Raw genomic sequence first — 15,683 nt, 5'->3', positions numbered from 1 at the left:
GATCAATGACACTTGAAATAATCGAAGGGTTCGCGGCAGGCCTTGCAGCGCCACAGCGCCTTGCAGGAGGTCGAGCCGAATTCGGACAGAAGCTCGGTCCTGTCAGAGCCGCATTGCGGGCACGCGATGGCCTGTTCGCCGAACAGCGCGCGGCGTGAGCTTGACGCCTGCGGTGGCGCGATGCCGTAGGCGCGCAGCTTCCGGCGCCCCTCTTCGCTCATCCAGTCGGTGGTCCATGCCGGCGACAGTACGGTGCGCACTTTCGGCTGGCGAAAACCGGCGCGTTCCAACGCAAGCTCGATTTCGAGCGCTATCATGTTCATCGCAGGGCAGCCCGAATAGGTCGGGGTGATCGCGACCTCGACATGATCGCCGTCGAGCACGACATCACGGAGCACGCCGAGATCGGCGATGGTCAGCACCGGAATTTCCGGGTCAACGACGCTCGCCGCGGCGTCCCAGGCGCGCCGGCGCAGCTCGCTGTCGCGTTCAAGCACCGTCACCATGTCTGCCCCGGAAAAGTACGCTGCATCGACTGCAGCTCGGACAGGAGATGGCCGAGATGCTCGCTGTGGCGGCCCACGCGGCCGCCCTGCTGCATCCAGTCGTTCTGCGGCAGCGTGAGCGTTGCCTCGCTGACGACATCGGAGAGCGTCGTCAGCCAGCGACCACGAAGGGTTCCGGGATCGATGGCGATACCGGCATGGATCAGGGCGCGCTCACCGTCATCGACGGCGAACATCTCACCGGTGAAGGCCCAGAGATGATCGATCGCGGCTTGCGCACGTCGATGGCTCTCATCCGTGCCGTCACCGAGCCGGATGATCCACTCAGAGGCATGGCGCAGATGATAGGCGCTCTCCTTCTCGGACTTGGCGGCAATGGCCGCGAGCGTCGGATCACGCGAGGCCATCATCGCCCGCCAATAGAGGTCGGCGAAGGCGGAATAGAAGAACTGCCGCACCAGGGTCTGGGCAAAGTCGCCATTCGGCTGCTCAACCAGCAGCAGGTTGCGGTACTGCCTGACGTCGCGCAAATAGGCGAGCTTGTCTTCGTTGTTGTCCTTGCCTTCGGCCTTGGCGGCGTAGGTGTAGAGCTCACGCGCCTGGCCGATGAGGTCGAGCGCGATGTTGGAGAGCGCCATGTCCTCTTCCAGCATCGGCGCATGCCCGCACCATTCCGACAGACGATGACCGAGAATCAGCGCATCGTCGGCGCGGCGCAGCGCGTAGAGCACCAGCGGTGTTTCCGCGACCTGGATGTTGGCCACAAGCATCACATGTGCCCCACTTCCTCGGGCACCTCGTAGAACGTCGGATGCCGGTAGATCTTCGATTCCGCCGGCTCGAACATCATGCCCTTCTCGGCCGGATCGCTCGCGGTGATCGCGGTCGACGGCACGACCCAGATCGACAGCCCCTCGCCGCGCCGGGTGTAAATGTCGCGCGCGGCCTGCAGGGCCATGGTGGCATCGTTCGCATGCAGCGAGCCGACATGCTTGTGCGCGAGCCCGTTGCGGCTGCGAATGAAGACTTCCCACAGCGGCGTGTTTGGCGTGGCCATCGTGATCTCCTTATTCCGCGGCTTGTGCGGTCTGACGCCGCGCCCGCTTTGCGGCATAGCTAGCTGCCGCCTCACGCACCCAGGCGCCCTCATCGTGCGCCTTGCGACGCGCGGCGAGCCGATCGCGGTTGCAGGGGCCGTTACCGGCCAGCACCTGCTTGAATTCGGTCCAGTCGATCTCGCTGTAGCGCCAGTGGCCTTCGGCGTCCTGCGTCATGCCGGGATCGGGAATGGTGAGGCCGAGATATTGCGCCTGCGGCACGGTGGCATCGACGAACTTCTGGCGCAGCTCGTCATTGGAGAAGCGCTTGATCTTCCACTTCGTCGATGTGTCGCTGTGCTGGCTCGTCGCATCGGGCGGGCCGAACATCATCAGCACCGGCCACCACCAGCGGTTCAGCGCATCCTGTGCCATCGCCTTCTGCTCATCCGAGCCGCGGCACAGCGTCAGCATGATCTCGTAGCCCTGGCGCTGGTGGAAAGATTCCTCCTTGCAGACGCGGATCATCGCGCGTGCGTACGGGCCATAGGAGCAGCGACACAACGGGATCTGGTTCATGATCGCAGCGCCGTCGACCAGCCAGCCGATGGTGCCGATATCGGCCCAGGTCAGCGTCGGATAGTTGAAGATCGAGGAATATTTGGCCTTGCCGGCAAGCATGGCGTCGACCAGCTCTTCGCGCGACGTGCCGAGCGTCTCGGCGGCGGCATAGAGATAGAGCCCGTGGCCGCACTCGTCCTGCACCTTGGCCAGCAGCGCCGCCTTGCGGCGCAGGGTCGGCGCGCGCGTGATCCAGTTGCCTTCGGGCAGCATGCCGACGATTTCAGAATGGGCGTGCTGGGAGATCTGGCGGGTGAGCGTCTTGCGATAGGCCGCCGGCATCCAGTCGTTCGGCTCGATGCGCTCCTCGGCATCGATGCGGGCCTGGAACTGAGCAGCCTTGGCCGCGTCCTCGAGACCGCGATCGTCGGTCTCGGCCGTGTTCAGCGCCTGGGTATACATGCGCATCCTCCCGTTTATTGGGAGGCAATATATAACAAAAATTACTTCATGCAATATATTTCTGTAACATATAAATCAGGCCTCGAACCTCCGCTCCAGGAGCTTTCGAGCCGGTGGCAGTGGCCCCCTCTCATTGGTTCCATGGCTATCAAGCCATTGTTCCGACGGCGCAAGCAGCGCGCGATAGACCTCGCCGCAGAGTTCGCGTGCTGCCCTGCCAGGCCAGTCGCCCGGCAGCAAGCTCTCGGGCAGCAGCGGATCGCGCAACACGACGCGGCGATAGTAGTGGATCAGCAGGATGCGCGCGGTGAAGGCGTCGGCCTCGGACAGATCCGCGCCGCGCGCGATAGCGCCACGGAGCGGCTCGAACGTCTTCATGAATTTCAGATAGGCGTCTGCGGTGCGATCCAGCGGCCAGCTCGCGCTGAGCAGACGGCGCCCGCTGTCATCCTCAGCCGAGACTTCAAGACGGATCGCTCCGGCAGCCTCGTCCGGCACCGGCACACCTGATGGCGCGACCCACACGCCGGGCAGCGGACTGCCGAAGCCCGCGTTGCGCAGCGCTTCGCGCGAGACGTCGCGATCCTCGCCGTTGCCGATCAGGAGCAGCTCGAAGCGCCCGGTCCAGTCCGGCGATGGCGGATCGTAGATGTGGCGCGTGGCGGCCTCGAAGGTCTGACTTCCTTTGTCAGCCAGGCGATAAAAACTGTTACGGCCAACCTTTTCGCGCATCAGCCAGCCATCGGCAGCAAGGCGCGACATCGCGGTGCGCACCACGCCGGCATCGATGTCCAGACTCTCGAAGAACTCCAGCAGCGTGCCGAGCCACACCGAGCCGCCGCGCGGCACGATGGCGTCGCCGAACACGGTGATGACGATGGAGCCCGTGCGTGACGGCTCACGCTTGAGCTGGTCGATGATGCGGGACAATGGATGCGCCATGCGCGAGGCATAGCGCGTTTGGTGCGGCTGCGACAATGGACGGAGACGACAATCAAAGCGAGAGCCGGGCTCGATCCTTCGAGACGGCGCTTCGCGCCTCCTCAGGATGAGGTCTGATCGCTTTCGCGCGGCGTCACTAGCTCTCAGTCCTCATGGTGAGGAGCGCGGCAAAGCCGTGCGTCTCGAAACATGCAGGCCGCGCTTACCGATGCGGATCGGGATAGACCATGCTGCGCCAGCCGCTGCGGTCGAACGGCCGCCACTGGCCTTCCTTCTGCGCGAGGCGGTCGGCGACCGCATAGACGGCGGCGGGATGATGGCCCATGCCGCAATGGCTGCTCTCGACCTCGATGCTCTCGGTCTGTGCGCCCGTCTTCTCCATACAGCCCTGCCAGGCACAGACGCCGTCGGTGCGGCTGAAGATGGCGGTGGTCGGCACCGGCGGCGCGACGGCAAGCTCGCCGCCGAACTGCGGATCGACCTCGTCGGACTTCCGGCCGCTGGCCCATTCATAGACGCGCCAGGCATTGGTCGAACGGGGATCGCCCGCGAAGGGGCTGCCGAGCGTGATCACCTGGCGCACGCGCGCCGGCATCATCTTGGCGAGCTGGCGCGCATAGAGGCCGCCGAGGCTCCAGCCGACCAGACTGATCTTGCGGCCATGCTTGTCGCTGAGCTCCTGCACGAGATCGACCATCGCATGCTGCACGCCCTCGCGCAGGCCGTAGTTGCGGCCCTGGCGCCAGCCGCTTGCCGCGTAGCCCTTGCTGGTCAGAAACGAGCGCAGCGCGCGCGTCGACGCGTCGGAGGCCACGAGGCCCGGGAACACCAGCACCGGATGCCCATCGCCGCGGGGCGCGAGGCTCAGCAGCGGCAGCGCGCCGAGGAATGCACCGAACTCGTGGATCGCGCGCCCTTCCAGGAACATCAAGGTACGGGACGGCGGACGCAGCGTCTGGGCAGTAGCGGTCATCAATGGTCCCCTGGGCAGAATTGCTGAAAAGGCTACCGGTTGCGATGCCGGCAAATGGGTACGAATTCCAACAGTCCGGCTTCTTGAACGTTCCGCAACGCAGCATGAATCAGCTAGGCGGCCGGTTCCGGACATTCAAGCGGGTGAAGCCCTAGGCGACAATAGGCCCGCACGTGAATGCCAGCGTCCGTGACGCAAAAGTCACAACCATCGAAGCAGGAATTCTACGGAGTAGAGCGCAAGACCTGCGAGCCCGCCGATCAACGAACCGTTGAAGCGGATGTATTGCAGGTCGCGGCCGATGTTGATTTCAATCAGCGAAATCAACTGCGCCATATCCCACGCCTTGACCTGGTCGGAAATGAAGGTCGAGACGCCGCTCTTCTGATCCGCAACGAAGCTGCGCAGCACCGCCACCAGGCCCTTGTTGATCTCGCCGCGGAGCTCGGCATCGCCGGCGAGCGCCTCGCCGGCTGCGACGAACATCCCGGCGAGATGATGCTGCAGCACCTGCGTCTCGCCGCTCGCGCTGCGCTCGATGAAGGAGCGCGTGTTGGCCCAGACGGTGCGGGCGAGATCGGCAAGCTCGGGCCGGGCGAGCAGATCGCGCTTCAATCCATCGATACGATCGATATAGGCCTGATCGGTGCCGAGCCGATCGACGAAGCCCAGCACCATGCGATCGAATTCACCGCGAAACGGATGTTTGGGATCGCTGCGCACCTCATTGAAGAAAGCGGTGGCGGACGCCACGATCTTGTTCACCAGAAACTTGTCGGCGCGATAGAGCCTGAGCAGGGTCGGCAACTCCGCGCGCACCTTCTCGCGGATCATCGCCATCGTCTCGGTCTGGTTCAGCGTCTCGTGCATCACGCGCAGCAGATCGTCGAACAGGATTTGATGCCGCCCTTCCGCGACGAAGCCGCGCAGCGTACCGGCCGCGAGCGGCGCAAGGTCGATCGCCTGGAGCTGCGAGGACATGCGGCGAATGATGAAGGTCATCAGACCCGAGCTTTCCGTCGCGGAGACCGCCTCCGGCAGCAGGCGCAGTGCGAAACGCGCGAGATCATCGCTGCGCTTGCGGTCGCGCAGCCAGTCGGCGACGAAGGAGCCGAAATCGATCTCCCTCAGCTTGGCCTCGACGGGGCGGGCCTCGAGGAAATGCACCTGGATGAACTCGCCGAGCTTGTCGGCGATGCGGGCCTGATTGCTCTGGATGATCGCGGTGTGCGGGATCGGAAGGCCGAGCGGCCGCTTGAACAGCGCGACCACCGCGTACCAGTCGGCGAGCCCGCCGATGGTCGCGGCTTCCGCGAAGGCGGCGATGAAGCCGAACGCGGGATGCACTGGCAGAAGCCATTTGGCGACGACGAACAGGGCAAGCGTCGAGGCCAGCACCAGCGTCGCCAGCGCCTTGACGCGGCGAAGCTCCGCCGCGCGTTCGGCGTCACCGGGGGTGTCGAAGGAGAAGGTGGCGGGTGGAGTCATCACTGGATTACAGTACCCGTCATTGCGAGCGAAGCGAAGCAATCCAGTCTGCCTCCGTGGAAAGACACTGGATTGCTTCGCTGCGCTTGCAATGACGGCAGCACAAAAAACAAAGGCCCGCCGAAGCGGGCCTCAAATTTCAGTTTGTACTCAGGGTGCCGTATCAAGCGGTCTTGGTGTAGACCTTGGCAAAGTTGTCCTGAGCCGACTTCGCACCGTTGGCAGCGAGCTTGCCGACATAGTCGGCGGTCGCCTTGGCGCGCGAGACGAAGACTTCGCCGCGGGCGCGGAGCAGGCTCGACTGGATCTCGACGGCTTCGCTGATCGACTTGGCGGACGCGAGCTTGTCGATGCCAGAGAAGAACGCCTCGGCGTCCTCGTAGATCGCCTGCTGGATGTTGCGGCTGATCTTGCCGGCCTCGGTGACGGACTCGGTCACCGCGTTCTCGACGGCGGCGGTCACGCGCTCGGAGCCAGCGAACACCTCGGCAGCACGGTCCTTGGCGGTGTTGGCGGACTTCTTGACGAACTCGCGGGCGGCCTCGGGAACTTCCAGGTTCTGGATGTTCTTGAAAGCGTCCTTGAAGCCCTCGAAGGCAGTGTTGGTTTCGGTGGTCATGGGGTTCTCTCCATCCTCATTGGGTTGAGCTATGGGCTCACCCCGTCCTCATTGGCCCGGGGCACGGCTTATATGACATAATTAATGGTGCGATGCAATATTCGTATTGCACCGCGATATCACGAAATCGTGAACAGCCTTAATGGAAGGCAATTTGCCGCCTCCCTGGCCAGACGGGTTCCCGGATAACGAGCCGGCGGCCCCTAATGCTGGACGGCACCCGGCAGCCCATAGGCCTCCATCTGGGCCTGGACCTGCGCAATATTGTGCCCGAGCACGACGATGTCGTGGGTCTTGCCGTCGACGTCCCGGACATGGTCCCGCAGCAGCGCCTCGGCCTTGAAGCCGAGGCTCTCGAACAGGGCGATCGCCGCCTGCTGGTCGACCGTCATCTGGACCGAAAGCTTTTCCAGGCCGGCGCCGAGCGCGAGCGCAAAGGTCTCCTGCGAGAGCGCCCGCCCGACCCCCTTCCCGCGCACGTCGAGGGAAACAACCATCCGGATCTCGCCGACATGGGGCGACCAGGAATGCGGATCGCGCACCAGCGTGCCGCAGCCGACGACCTTGGCGTCCCTGACCGCGAGCAGGCTGGTAATCGCGCCGCGCTCGATCTCCTTGACCCAGGCCGAGAGCACCTTCGGCTCGCTGATGTTGCGCGGCAGGAACAACAGATCATGGGTCGGCAGGCCCTTGCCGAAGGCCAGCATCGCGGCCTCGTCCGGAGGCGACATCAGGCGGATCTCGATATCGCCAGCGTCGGTCTTGACCTGACGCGGATAGGAACGCTGCTCACTCATGTCGATCTCTTCCCCAGCCAGGAATCCAGTTTCGGCCACAGCCGTTTCACGGCGTTGGCGCCGGCGACAAGCGAGACGTGACCGCCCTTCAGCATCACCTCTTCCTTGTCATCGGATCCGATCTTCGCGATCAGGTGTTTTGCGGCGTCATACGGCACGATGTGATCGTGCTCGGCGACCGCATGAAGGAACGGCACCTTGATGTCTTCGAGCTTCGCCGCGCGGCCGCCGACCGACATAGTGTCGTTGAACAGTTTGTTGTCCCACATCAGATCCTTGGTGATCGTGCGGAAATACTCGCCCGCAAGCGGCAGCGTGTCGGTCGCCCAGCGGTCGAACATGCGATACGATTTCACGAACTCATCGTTCCAGATGTTTTCCCAAAGCTGGATCTGGCTCACCGTGCGCGAGGCCGGGCGCAGCATCTCGAACGAGGACAGGATCATCTCCGGCGGCACGTTGCCGACGCTGTCGACGAGGCGGTCGACGTCGAAATAGCGGCGGTCGGAGAAATTGGAGAACAGCTTCATCTGGCGGAAATCGATCGGGGTGGTGAAGCAGATCAAATTCTTCATCGGCCCGTCCTTGTGGATCGAGCCGTAGAGCAGCGACAGCACGCCGCCGAAGCAATAGCCGATCACCGAGACGTCCTGCTCGCCGGAATCGGCCTGCACGCGGCGGACGCAATCCGGGATGAAGTCGAGGACGTAGTCCTCCATGCGCAGGCTCTTCTCCTCCGGCCGCGGCGCGCTCCAGTCCAGCATGTAGACGTCGTAGCCGCGCTTGAGCAGGAACTCGATGAAGCTCTGACCAGGCACGAGATCGAGGATGTAGCCGCGATTGGTGGTCGCCATCACGATCAAGACCGGCACGCGGTAGATCTCGTCGGACATCGGCCGGTAGTGATAGAGGCTCATGGTGCCGCGCGAATGCAGCACGTCCTTCGGCGTCGAGCCGAGCGAAGGGCCCGAAGTCGAGAAATATTCGACGCCCTTGATGCTGCGCTGGATGGCGCGCTGCACCTCGGACTGGATGCGATCCGGGATCGATGCGAGATCTAGTCCGGTGGCTGCATTCATGTCTGCTCTCCGCCCTCGGACGGCGCGCGCCTGGTGCGCGGCGGTCGCAATGCCGTATCGGAGCCCTGAGATACGCCGGAACGTGCCGCCATCTGGCTCAGCATCCACTTGATCTCACCGATCTGGCCTTCGATGGCTTGCAACCTTTCGGCAAGGCCAGTGACCTGATCGCGGCTGGGCAGGTTCATGGAGACCAGATATTTTTCCATGAGCTCGCCGAGTTGCTTCTGAGCACCTGCAGCAACCCCTCCCGCGCGGTTCATCGCCTGTGAAAACTCGGGCGACGACATGGCCTGGTTGGCGAAGGAGTTGAACCCCTTCTCCATCTCACCAACCATCTTCTGCCACATGGCGACGGGGTCATTGGTCTTGTCGGTCATCGGCGTCCTCCTGATATCGAGAGCTGCGATGCCCTTCTTTTTTCGCCATACCACACCGTTGCGAGGGAGCGGTCAACCGGCAGGTCGCGCGGTGCGGCGCACACGGCTTCTTTGCGGCGGCAAACCGTGCGATACAGCATCGATCAGCAGGAGGGAACGCGCCCGTGACCACCCATCAGCCGCCCCAGACCATCCGCGCCAACGGCATCGACATCTGCTACGAGATCTTCGGCAACGACAACGCCGAGCCGCTGCTGCTGATCATGGGGCTCGGGGCGCAGATGATCCACTGGGACGATGCGTTCTGCGAGCAGCTCGCCGTGCATGGCTTTCGCGTGATCCGCTTCGACAATCGCGACATCGGCAAGTCGAGCCATCTGACGGGCGGCAAACGCCTGACGCCGCTCGAGCTGTTGAAGCTGCGCTTTCTGAGGATTCCCGTCGCCGCGACCTACAAGCTGATCGACATGGCGAAGGACACGGTCGGCCTGATGGATGCGCTCGGCATCAAGTCCGCGCATCTGGTTGGTGCCTCGATGGGCGGCATGATCGCGCAGGAGGTGACGCTGTCGTTTCCAGAGCGCGTGCGCTCGCTGACCTCGATCATGTCGACGACAGGCAATCCGCGTGTGCCGCCGCCGACACGCGAGGCCTCCGCGATGCTGATGGCACCGCCGCCACGCAGCAAGGAGGAGTTCATCGTCCGCTTCGGCGAGACCTGGAAGGTGCTGCGCGCCGGGTCCTTTCCGGAAGAGGAAGCGCTCGACCCCGATCGTGCCGAGCGCGTCTTCGCACGCGGCCTCAATCCGGCCGGCGTCGGCCGGCAGCTCCGCGCCGTACTCGCCTCCGCCAGCCGCAAGGAGCGGCTGCGTGGCGTGAAAACACCGACGCTGGTCATTCACGGCACCGTCGATCCGCTGGTGCGGCCCGAAGGCGGCAAGGACACCGCAGAGTCGATTCCCGGCGCAAAGCTATTGATGATCGACGGCATGGGCCATGCGCTGCCGATGCGCTTCTGGCCCGACATCATCCGCGCCATCGACAAGCACGCTCATGGGGCGGCGGCGCAGGCGGCGTAGACGCGACCGGTCTCCTCGCGGTGACCATGTGAGCTTCCGGTTACTCTCTTAACGCGAGCCGGGGCGAAAGCTATACAGGCCTTCCTCAATCGCAAGACAGAGGCTGCGGCCTCTCGGAGCTCACATGCATCTCATCGTCCGGTCCGTCGCAATGATTGCGGCTTCCATTCTCATGCTGTCCCTCGGCAACGGCGCTGCGCTGGCCGCCAGCGCGCAGGAAGAAGCCAACCGCGCCGCCGTACTGGCCTTCGACGAGAAGGGCCTTAACCAAAAGGACGCCGACGCCGCCCTCGCCTATGTCGGCAACCGTTATGTCCAGCACAATCCGAATGCGCCCGATGGTCCGGACGGTTTTCGCAAGTTCATCGGCTTCCTGCGCGAAAAGTTCCCGAACTCGCACAGCGAGATCAAGCGCTCATTCGCCGATGGCGACTTTGTCATCCTGCACGTTCACTCCGTTCGGGAGCCCGGCAGCAGGGGCCGCGCGATCGTGGATATCTTCAAGCTGGAGAACGGCAAGATCGTCGAACACTGGGACGTCGTTCAGGACATCCCGGAAAATCCGGCGAACAACAATACGATGTTCTAGAGCCGTAGCCCGGATGGAGCGCAGCGTAATCCGGGACCACTCTTTGCGGATCGACCGCCCCGGATTTCGCTTCGCTCCATCCGGGCTACAAATCGCCGCCTAGCTCTTCCGCGCAATCCAGATCACATGGCGCGCGCCGCCGCCTCGTCCGGTGGCCCGGACATTGACTTCGTTCACATCGAAGCCGGCGCTACCGAGGCGCTTGGTGAAGGCCGGGTTGGGTCCCGACGACCAGACGGCGAGCACGCCGCCCGGCCGCAGCGCCACCTTCGCCGCTTTCAACCCGCTCGCATTGTAGAGTGCGTTATTGCCCTTCCGGGTCAGCCCCTCCGGCCCGTTGTCGACGTCGAGCAGAATGGCGTCGAAGGCCGACCGCTGCGCGCGGATGATCTCGCCGACATCGGTTTCCCGGATCTTCACCCTGACATCATCGAGACTGTCGCCAAAGACCTCGGCCATCGGGCCGCGCGCCCAGGCGACCACCGCCGGCACGAGCTCGGAGACCACGATCTTCGCCTTGCTCCCGAGCACAGTGAGCGCTGCGCGCAGCGTAAAGCCCATCCCGAGGCCTCCGATGAGGACAACGGGCTTTGCGACCTTCTCGATCTGCTTCGCCGCCAGTGTCGCGAGCGCGGCCTCAGAGCCCGACAGGCGGTTGTTCATCAGCTCGTTGGTGCCGAGCTTGATGGAGAACTCCTTGCCGCGCCGCATCAGGCGGAGCTCTTCGTCGGAGCCGGGGATTTTTGCGGTGTCGATCTTTTCCCAGGGAATCATGCGAGAGCTTTAGCACGATCGGACGAACAATCACCCTCCCGCCCAGACATCCAGCACATACCGGTTCTTCGCACCCATCTCCTCGATCCAGCGCGCAGCCGCGGCGGCATCGCTGCCGCTCTTCTCGCGATGGATCGCGACGAGCGCGGCCTTTACATCGGGCTCCATCTTGCCGCCGTCGCCGCAGACATAGATGATTGCGCCCTGCTCGATTAGCGGCCAGACCCTGTCCTTCTGCGCCGCAAGCATGTGCTGCACATAGGTCTTCGGTCCGTCCGCGCGCGAGAACGCGGTGAACAGCTCCGTGACGCCACTTGCCGCCATCCCCTTCAGCTCATCCGCGTAGAGAAAATCCTGGTCGGGATGGCGGCAGCCGAAGAACAGCATGGCCGGACCGAGCGCGGCGCCCTTCGCCTTGCGCGCAGCGCGCTCCTGGAGGAAGCCGCGGAACGGCGCAAGCCCGGTGCCCGGGCCGATCATGATGATCGGGACCGATGACTCATCCGGGAGCCGGAAGCCGGCCTTGGTCTCGCGCACGGTGGCATAGATCGCATCGCCCGCACGCCGGTTGGAGAGATAATTCGAGCAGATGCCTTTGTAGACACCGCGCCCGGAGGCGGCCGGCCCTTCGACCACGCCGACCGTGACGCTGCATCGCGCCGGGTCCACCGACGGCGAGGACGAAATCGAATAGTAGCGCGGCGCCAGCAGCGAGAGCATTTCCAGGTAAACGTGGAACGGCAACTCGCAGGCCGGATATTCGAGCAACATGTCGAACACCGATTTGCGCCTGGCCAGAATCTCGGTGCGATAGCGCTCGAGCCGCTCGGCCTCCTCGCCAACGAAGGCCAGCAGCTTAGGCTTGGTGACCGGGCAGCGGGTGTGCTCGGCCATGATCTGGATCTGCTTCCGTGTCGCCACCTGCTGCAACTCGACGAACTCGCTGAGCAGGCGTCCGACCGAGACGGCATTGCCGACCGGCAGCTGCGCGCGCCGGCCTTCGGCGACCTGAAGCCTGATCTGGTCCGCCGGCAGGAAGCCGAAGCGACGGGCAACCGAATCCACCAGCGTCGGATCATTGCGCGGAACGACGCTTAAGTGATCGCCGACGCGATAGATGATGTTGGACGGCAGCTGCACCTCGATATGGCGCGTCGAACGCTCCGACGGATTGGCGCCGGACTTGTTCTGAAGCTCGTCATTGACCAGCACCTTCATCGCGACAGCACCGCCCTGGGCCACGATGGTGTTGACGGCGGTCACCGCCACCGGCTCGATCGCATAGAGCGGATCGTCCTCCGCGGTGCGGGTGAAATTCCAGTCGATGCCGAATTCCTTGGTGGCAACCTGCGCGGCCGCAGGGAACCATTTCTGGAACTGGCCGTCGAGATCGCTGCGCGCATCGCCTTCGCCGCGCGGATAGACCGCGCGCGCACCATGCTTCGACAATTGCTCGTCGATGAAGCGCGGCACCGATTGATAGGTCGCCGCCCAATCGCTGTTGCCGCAGCCGAACACAGCGTAGCGCACATTGGCAAAGGCATCCTTCGGCAGATCGTCGCCGAGCCATTTGACGAATTGCGTCGCATTGTCAGGCGGCGCGCCGTTATAGGAGGCGCAGATGATCAGCACGCCACCCTCCTGCGGCAGCTTGCCGACGTAATCGTCGAGCGGCCCGAGATGCACGGCAAAGCCGTTGATCTCGGCAAGGTCGGCCATGCGCGTCGCGAGTTCCTCGGCCGTGCCGAGGTTGGAGCCGTACAGCACCAGCATCGGCGTATTGTGGCCGGGCCGCGTCGTCGGCTGACGCGGTGCTCTCGGCGCTGAAACTGCAGCTGCGATCGGCCCGCCATAAGCACCGCGCTCGCGATCGGTGCGCGGACGTACCTTGATCTTGAAGCCCTCGGGCTTCATGGTCAGCGTTTCTTTCAGATGCATCTGATAGCGCTGATGGTCGATCAGCTTGAAGCGCTGGAGGATCATGCCGAGCGCGAGTGCCGCCTCGTGCATCGCAAAACCGCGGCCGATGCAGGCGCGCTGGCCGTTGCCGAACGGCTTCCAGGCGTTGATCGGCCGCTTGGCCTCCGCCTCGCGGCTGAAATTCTCGGGATCGAAGGCCTCCGGATTCGGACCCCAGACCGAGGGATCGCGATGCAGCGCCGTCACCAGGATGGTGATGAAGGTGCCCTTCCTGAGCCTGTACTGGCCGCCGCCGATAGTCTCGTCGTTCAGCGGCGAGATGCCATAGGCCGGCGCCGGCGGCCACAGCCGCAGCGCTTCCTTGAGGATCTGCGTGATGTAGGTGAGCTGCGTCACCTGCTGGTAGGTCGGCTTCGCGTTGATGTCGGGGCCGAAGATACGGTCGACCTCGTCATAGGCCTTCTTGAGAATGTCCGGATGCTTGAGCAGAGCATAGAGCGTGTAGGACAGCAGGCCGCTGGTGGTCTCGTGGCCCGCGATCAGGAACGTGTTGATCTGGTAGCGGATGTTGATGTCGTCAAGCTGCTCGCCGGTCGAGCGGTCGACGCCGGTCATCATCGCGGCGAGCATGTCCTTCTTGTCGTCGATCCCTTCCGCGCTCTTGCGGCGCTCGGCGATGATCTCGTCGACCATCTTGTTCATGAAGGCGACGTCCTCGGCGAGCGTCTTGCGGCGCTTCTGCATCCACAGCTGCTCGAACGGCAGGCCGCGCGTCATCATGATGGTTTCGAGCGAGCGCACCAGCGACTCGACGAAGGGATGGTAGTCGCGCCGGTAGAAGGAATTGAAGCGGTACTCGAAGCCGCACAGGCCGATCGTGTCCAGCGTCAGCGCGGTCATGTCATGGACGACGTCGATCTCGTCGTCGGCGTTGAGCCGTTCCCATTTGTTGACGAGCTGCTCGGCGATGTCGACCATGCTCGGGTGATAGGACTGCATGGCGCGGTTGCCGAACGGCTGAAGCAGGATGTTGTGCGCCTTGCTCCAGTTCGGCTCGCGGGTGTCGGCCGTGAAAAGGCCGTCGCCGCCGACCGCGCGCACGCGGCGCAGCGCACCGCGCACCGTCTTGTCGAAGCGCTTCTCGTCGGAGAGCTCGTCGACGAGATCGTGGCCGGAGACGACGACGATCGGCGAGCCCATCATGTCGAGCCAGAAGATCGGCCCGAGCTCCTTGGCAAGCCGGGTCAGGTGCTGCACCGGCGCGGCCGAATCCAGCGACAGCATGTTGCCGACCACCGGCTTGGTCGGCGGCTGCGGAATCGGGTCCAGACGGTTCTTGGATGACATCGAAATGTAGTCCCCCTGCCTCAATGTCGTCATTGCGAGCGAAGCGAGGCAATCCAGAATATATCCGGAGACAGTCTGGATTGCTTCGTCGCTTCGCTCCTCGCAATGACGCGTTCGCAACGACGAGCGTTAGCCAAACCGCCTTCTACGCCATTCGATCAGCTTGGCACTGACCTCTTCCGGCTTCTCCTGCTGCGTCCAATGGCCGCTGTCGCGGACCAGGTATTTTTCGAGATCGGGAATCAGCTTGTCCATGCCGTCGGCGGAAGACGGCGGCAACACCGCGTCGTTCTCGGCCATGATCATCAGCGACGGCACCCGCACCGTATGATCGAGCCCTTCGGCGCGCGTCCAGTTGCGCGACATGTTGCGGTACCAGTTGATGCCGCCGGTGAAGCCCGTTCTGGTGAAATTGTCGACGAACACCTTTTTCTCTTCCGGCGACAGGATCGGCGTGCGCGGATCGTGCTTCGCGTCGTAAGCCGCGATCATCTGCGGAAACGCCAGATTGACCCGCGGCGAAGCGCCCACGCCGGCAATCACTTCCTCTGCCGGCGCATCGGGCGGGCGCGGCGCCGGCTTGCGCATGAACGCATCGAATGTTTGCTCGACGCGACTGCCAAAGATCCTGTCGGGTTCGCGCGCCGGATCCTGGAACTGCACGATGTACATCTTGTCGCCGAAGCGAGCGCGCAACAGCTCGATCGGATCGGCCCAGGCACGGTTGGTATGAGGCGTGTTGATGCCGACCACCCCCGCAACCCGGTCGATGTGCCGCAGCGGCATCTGCCAGACGATGAAGCCGCCCCAGTCGTGACCAACGAAGATGGCCTTGTCGATCTGGAGATGATCGAGGAGCCCAACGAGGTCGCCGGTCAGATGTTCGATGTCGTAGGCCTCGACCGGCTCGGGCCGGTCGGTCGCGCCATAGCCGCGCTGGTCCGGCGCGATCACCCGGATGCCGGCCTCGCTTAGCGCCTTGATCTGGTGACGCCAGGAGAAGGCGAGTTCCGGCCAACCGTGGCACAGCACCATCGGCGGCTTGTCGCTGACCGGGCCCGCCTCGTAGTAGCCCATGCGGATTCCGTTCGTCTGCACGAACTTGAGCGGTGGCATCTCAATCATCGCAA

Annotated in this window: 16 protein-coding genes; 2 read left to right on the top strand and 14 right to left on the bottom strand. The window is 63.9% G+C overall.

What is annotated here, in order from left to right:
* Positions 1-2: 2 nt before the first annotated feature.
* The 11 genes from paaD to IVB46_RS34485 all read right to left on the bottom strand — a co-directional run bounded on the left by paaD (position 3) and on the right by IVB46_RS34485 (position 8,844).
* On the bottom strand, positions 3-506 hold the full coding sequence (gene paaD / locus IVB46_RS34535; protein ID WP_247308046.1) for a 1,2-phenylacetyl-CoA epoxidase subunit PaaD: 504 nt from the start codon (positions 504-506) through the stop codon (positions 3-5).
* A complete protein-coding gene (paaC, locus tag IVB46_RS34530) occupies positions 500-1,276 on the bottom strand; it encodes a 1,2-phenylacetyl-CoA epoxidase subunit PaaC (protein ID WP_247308044.1) in 777 nt (258 codons plus the stop codon). The genes paaD and paaC overlap by 7 nt, the downstream gene beginning before the upstream one ends.
* Positions 1,276-1,563, bottom strand: a complete 288-nt coding sequence (paaB, locus tag IVB46_RS34525; protein ID WP_014496929.1) for a 1,2-phenylacetyl-CoA epoxidase subunit PaaB — start codon at positions 1,561-1,563, stop codon at positions 1,276-1,278. The genes paaC and paaB overlap by 1 nt, the downstream gene beginning before the upstream one ends.
* Positions 1,564-1,573: 10 nt before the next feature.
* Positions 1,574-2,566, bottom strand: a complete 993-nt coding sequence (gene paaA, locus IVB46_RS34520; RefSeq protein WP_085403974.1) for a 1,2-phenylacetyl-CoA epoxidase subunit PaaA — start codon at positions 2,564-2,566, stop codon at positions 1,574-1,576.
* Between the two features lie 75 nt (positions 2,567-2,641).
* Positions 2,642-3,508, bottom strand: a complete 867-nt coding sequence (gene paaX / locus IVB46_RS34515; RefSeq protein ID WP_247308041.1) for a phenylacetic acid degradation operon negative regulatory protein PaaX — start codon at positions 3,506-3,508, stop codon at positions 2,642-2,644.
* 202 nt (positions 3,509-3,710) lie between these two features.
* On the bottom strand, positions 3,711-4,481 hold the full coding sequence (locus IVB46_RS34510) for an alpha/beta hydrolase (RefSeq protein ID WP_247344549.1): 771 nt from the start codon (positions 4,479-4,481) through the stop codon (positions 3,711-3,713).
* A 201-nt stretch (positions 4,482-4,682) separates the two neighbouring features.
* Positions 4,683-5,969, bottom strand: coding sequence for a DUF445 domain-containing protein (locus IVB46_RS34505; protein WP_247308035.1), 1,287 nt, complete (start codon positions 5,967-5,969; stop codon positions 4,683-4,685).
* Positions 5,970-6,132: 163 nt separating this feature from the next.
* Positions 6,133-6,588 carry a phasin gene (locus tag IVB46_RS34500; protein WP_071915875.1) on the bottom strand — a complete coding sequence of 152 codons (456 nt, stop codon included), beginning with the start codon at positions 6,586-6,588 and terminating at the stop codon, positions 6,133-6,135.
* 203 nt (positions 6,589-6,791) lie between these two features.
* Positions 6,792-7,385, bottom strand: a complete 594-nt coding sequence (locus IVB46_RS34495) for a GNAT family N-acetyltransferase (RefSeq protein ID WP_247308031.1) — start codon at positions 7,383-7,385, stop codon at positions 6,792-6,794.
* The gene (locus IVB46_RS34490) at positions 7,382-8,464 is read right to left on the bottom strand and encodes an alpha/beta fold hydrolase (protein WP_247308027.1); all 1,083 of its coding nucleotides are present in this window, start codon (positions 8,462-8,464) and stop codon (positions 7,382-7,384) included. Before IVB46_RS34490 ends, IVB46_RS34495 begins: the two co-directional genes overlap by 4 nt.
* Positions 8,461-8,844 carry a hypothetical protein gene (locus tag IVB46_RS34485; RefSeq protein ID WP_247308024.1) on the bottom strand — a complete coding sequence of 128 codons (384 nt, stop codon included), beginning with the start codon at positions 8,842-8,844 and terminating at the stop codon, positions 8,461-8,463. The genes IVB46_RS34490 and IVB46_RS34485 overlap by 4 nt, the downstream gene beginning before the upstream one ends.
* Positions 8,845-9,008: 164 nt before the next feature.
* On the opposite strand from IVB46_RS34485, the gene IVB46_RS34480 reads away from it, so the two are divergent.
* Both IVB46_RS34480 and IVB46_RS34475 read left to right on the top strand, forming a co-directional pair.
* A complete protein-coding gene (locus IVB46_RS34480) occupies positions 9,009-9,923 on the top strand; it encodes an alpha/beta hydrolase (protein ID WP_247308023.1) in 915 nt (304 codons plus the stop codon).
* A gap of 124 nt (positions 9,924-10,047) precedes the next feature.
* The gene (locus IVB46_RS34475; protein WP_247308021.1) at positions 10,048-10,512 is read left to right on the top strand and encodes a nuclear transport factor 2 family protein; all 465 of its coding nucleotides are present in this window, start codon (positions 10,048-10,050) and stop codon (positions 10,510-10,512) included.
* 99 nt (positions 10,513-10,611) lie between these two features.
* Here the strand turns inward: IVB46_RS34475 and IVB46_RS34470 are convergent, their stop codons facing one another.
* The 3 genes from IVB46_RS34470 to IVB46_RS34460 form a co-directional block, all read right to left on the bottom strand.
* On the bottom strand, positions 10,612-11,286 hold the full coding sequence (locus tag IVB46_RS34470) for a spermidine synthase (RefSeq protein WP_085404381.1): 675 nt from the start codon (positions 11,284-11,286) through the stop codon (positions 10,612-10,614).
* Positions 11,287-11,316: 30 nt separating this feature from the next.
* Positions 11,317-14,553 (bottom strand): cytochrome P450, encoded by a 3,237-nt coding sequence (locus tag IVB46_RS34465; RefSeq protein ID WP_247308019.1) that lies wholly within the window; start codon positions 14,551-14,553, stop codon positions 11,317-11,319.
* Positions 14,554-14,682: 129 nt separating this feature from the next.
* Entirely contained in the window at positions 14,683-15,678 is a 996-nt protein-coding gene (locus tag IVB46_RS34460; protein WP_028146842.1) for an alpha/beta hydrolase, read from the bottom strand.
* Positions 15,679-15,683 lie beyond the last annotated feature (5 nt).

It is taken from the genome of Bradyrhizobium sp. 61 (genome assembly GCF_023073075.1).
Lineage (GTDB): Bacteria > Pseudomonadota > Alphaproteobacteria > Rhizobiales > Xanthobacteraceae > Bradyrhizobium > Bradyrhizobium barranii.
This window is presented reverse-complemented; position numbering and strand designations above follow the sequence as displayed.

Bases quoted from the DNA above. Each gene is read 5' to 3' on its own strand.
- paaD (WP_247308046.1), bottom strand. From the start codon at position 506: ATGGTGACGGTGCTTGAACGCGACAGCGAGCTGCGCCGGCGCGCCTGG.
- paaC (WP_247308044.1), bottom strand. From the start codon at position 1,276: ATGCTTGTGGCCAACATCCAGGTCGCGGAAACACCGCTGGTGCTCTAC.
- paaB (WP_014496929.1), bottom strand. From the start codon at position 1,563: ATGGCCACGCCAAACACGCCGCTGTGGGAAGTCTTCATTCGCAGCCGC.
- paaA (WP_085403974.1), bottom strand. From the start codon at position 2,566: ATGTATACCCAGGCGCTGAACACGGCCGAGACCGACGATCGCGGTCTC.
- paaX (WP_247308041.1), bottom strand. From the start codon at position 3,508: ATGGCGCATCCATTGTCCCGCATCATCGACCAGCTCAAGCGTGAGCCG.
- IVB46_RS34510 (WP_247344549.1), bottom strand. From the start codon at position 4,481: ATGACCGCTACTGCCCAGACGCTGCGTCCGCCGTCCCGTACCTTGATG.
- IVB46_RS34505 (WP_247308035.1), bottom strand. From the start codon at position 5,969: ATGACTCCACCCGCCACCTTCTCCTTCGACACCCCCGGTGACGCCGAA.
- IVB46_RS34500 (WP_071915875.1), bottom strand. From the start codon at position 6,588: ATGACCACCGAAACCAACACTGCCTTCGAGGGCTTCAAGGACGCTTTC.
- IVB46_RS34495 (WP_247308031.1), bottom strand. From the start codon at position 7,385: ATGAGTGAGCAGCGTTCCTATCCGCGTCAGGTCAAGACCGACGCTGGC.
- IVB46_RS34490 (WP_247308027.1), bottom strand. From the start codon at position 8,464: ATGAATGCAGCCACCGGACTAGATCTCGCATCGATCCCGGATCGCATC.
- IVB46_RS34485 (WP_247308024.1), bottom strand. From the start codon at position 8,844: ATGACCGACAAGACCAATGACCCCGTCGCCATGTGGCAGAAGATGGTT.
- IVB46_RS34475 (WP_247308021.1), top strand. From the start codon at position 10,048: ATGCATCTCATCGTCCGGTCCGTCGCAATGATTGCGGCTTCCATTCTC.
- IVB46_RS34470 (WP_085404381.1), bottom strand. From the start codon at position 11,286: ATGATTCCCTGGGAAAAGATCGACACCGCAAAAATCCCCGGCTCCGAC.
- IVB46_RS34465 (WP_247308019.1), bottom strand. From the start codon at position 14,553: ATGTCATCCAAGAACCGTCTGGACCCGATTCCGCAGCCGCCGACCAAG.
- IVB46_RS34460 (WP_028146842.1), bottom strand. From the start codon at position 15,678: ATGATTGAGATGCCACCGCTCAAGTTCGTGCAGACGAACGGAATCCGC.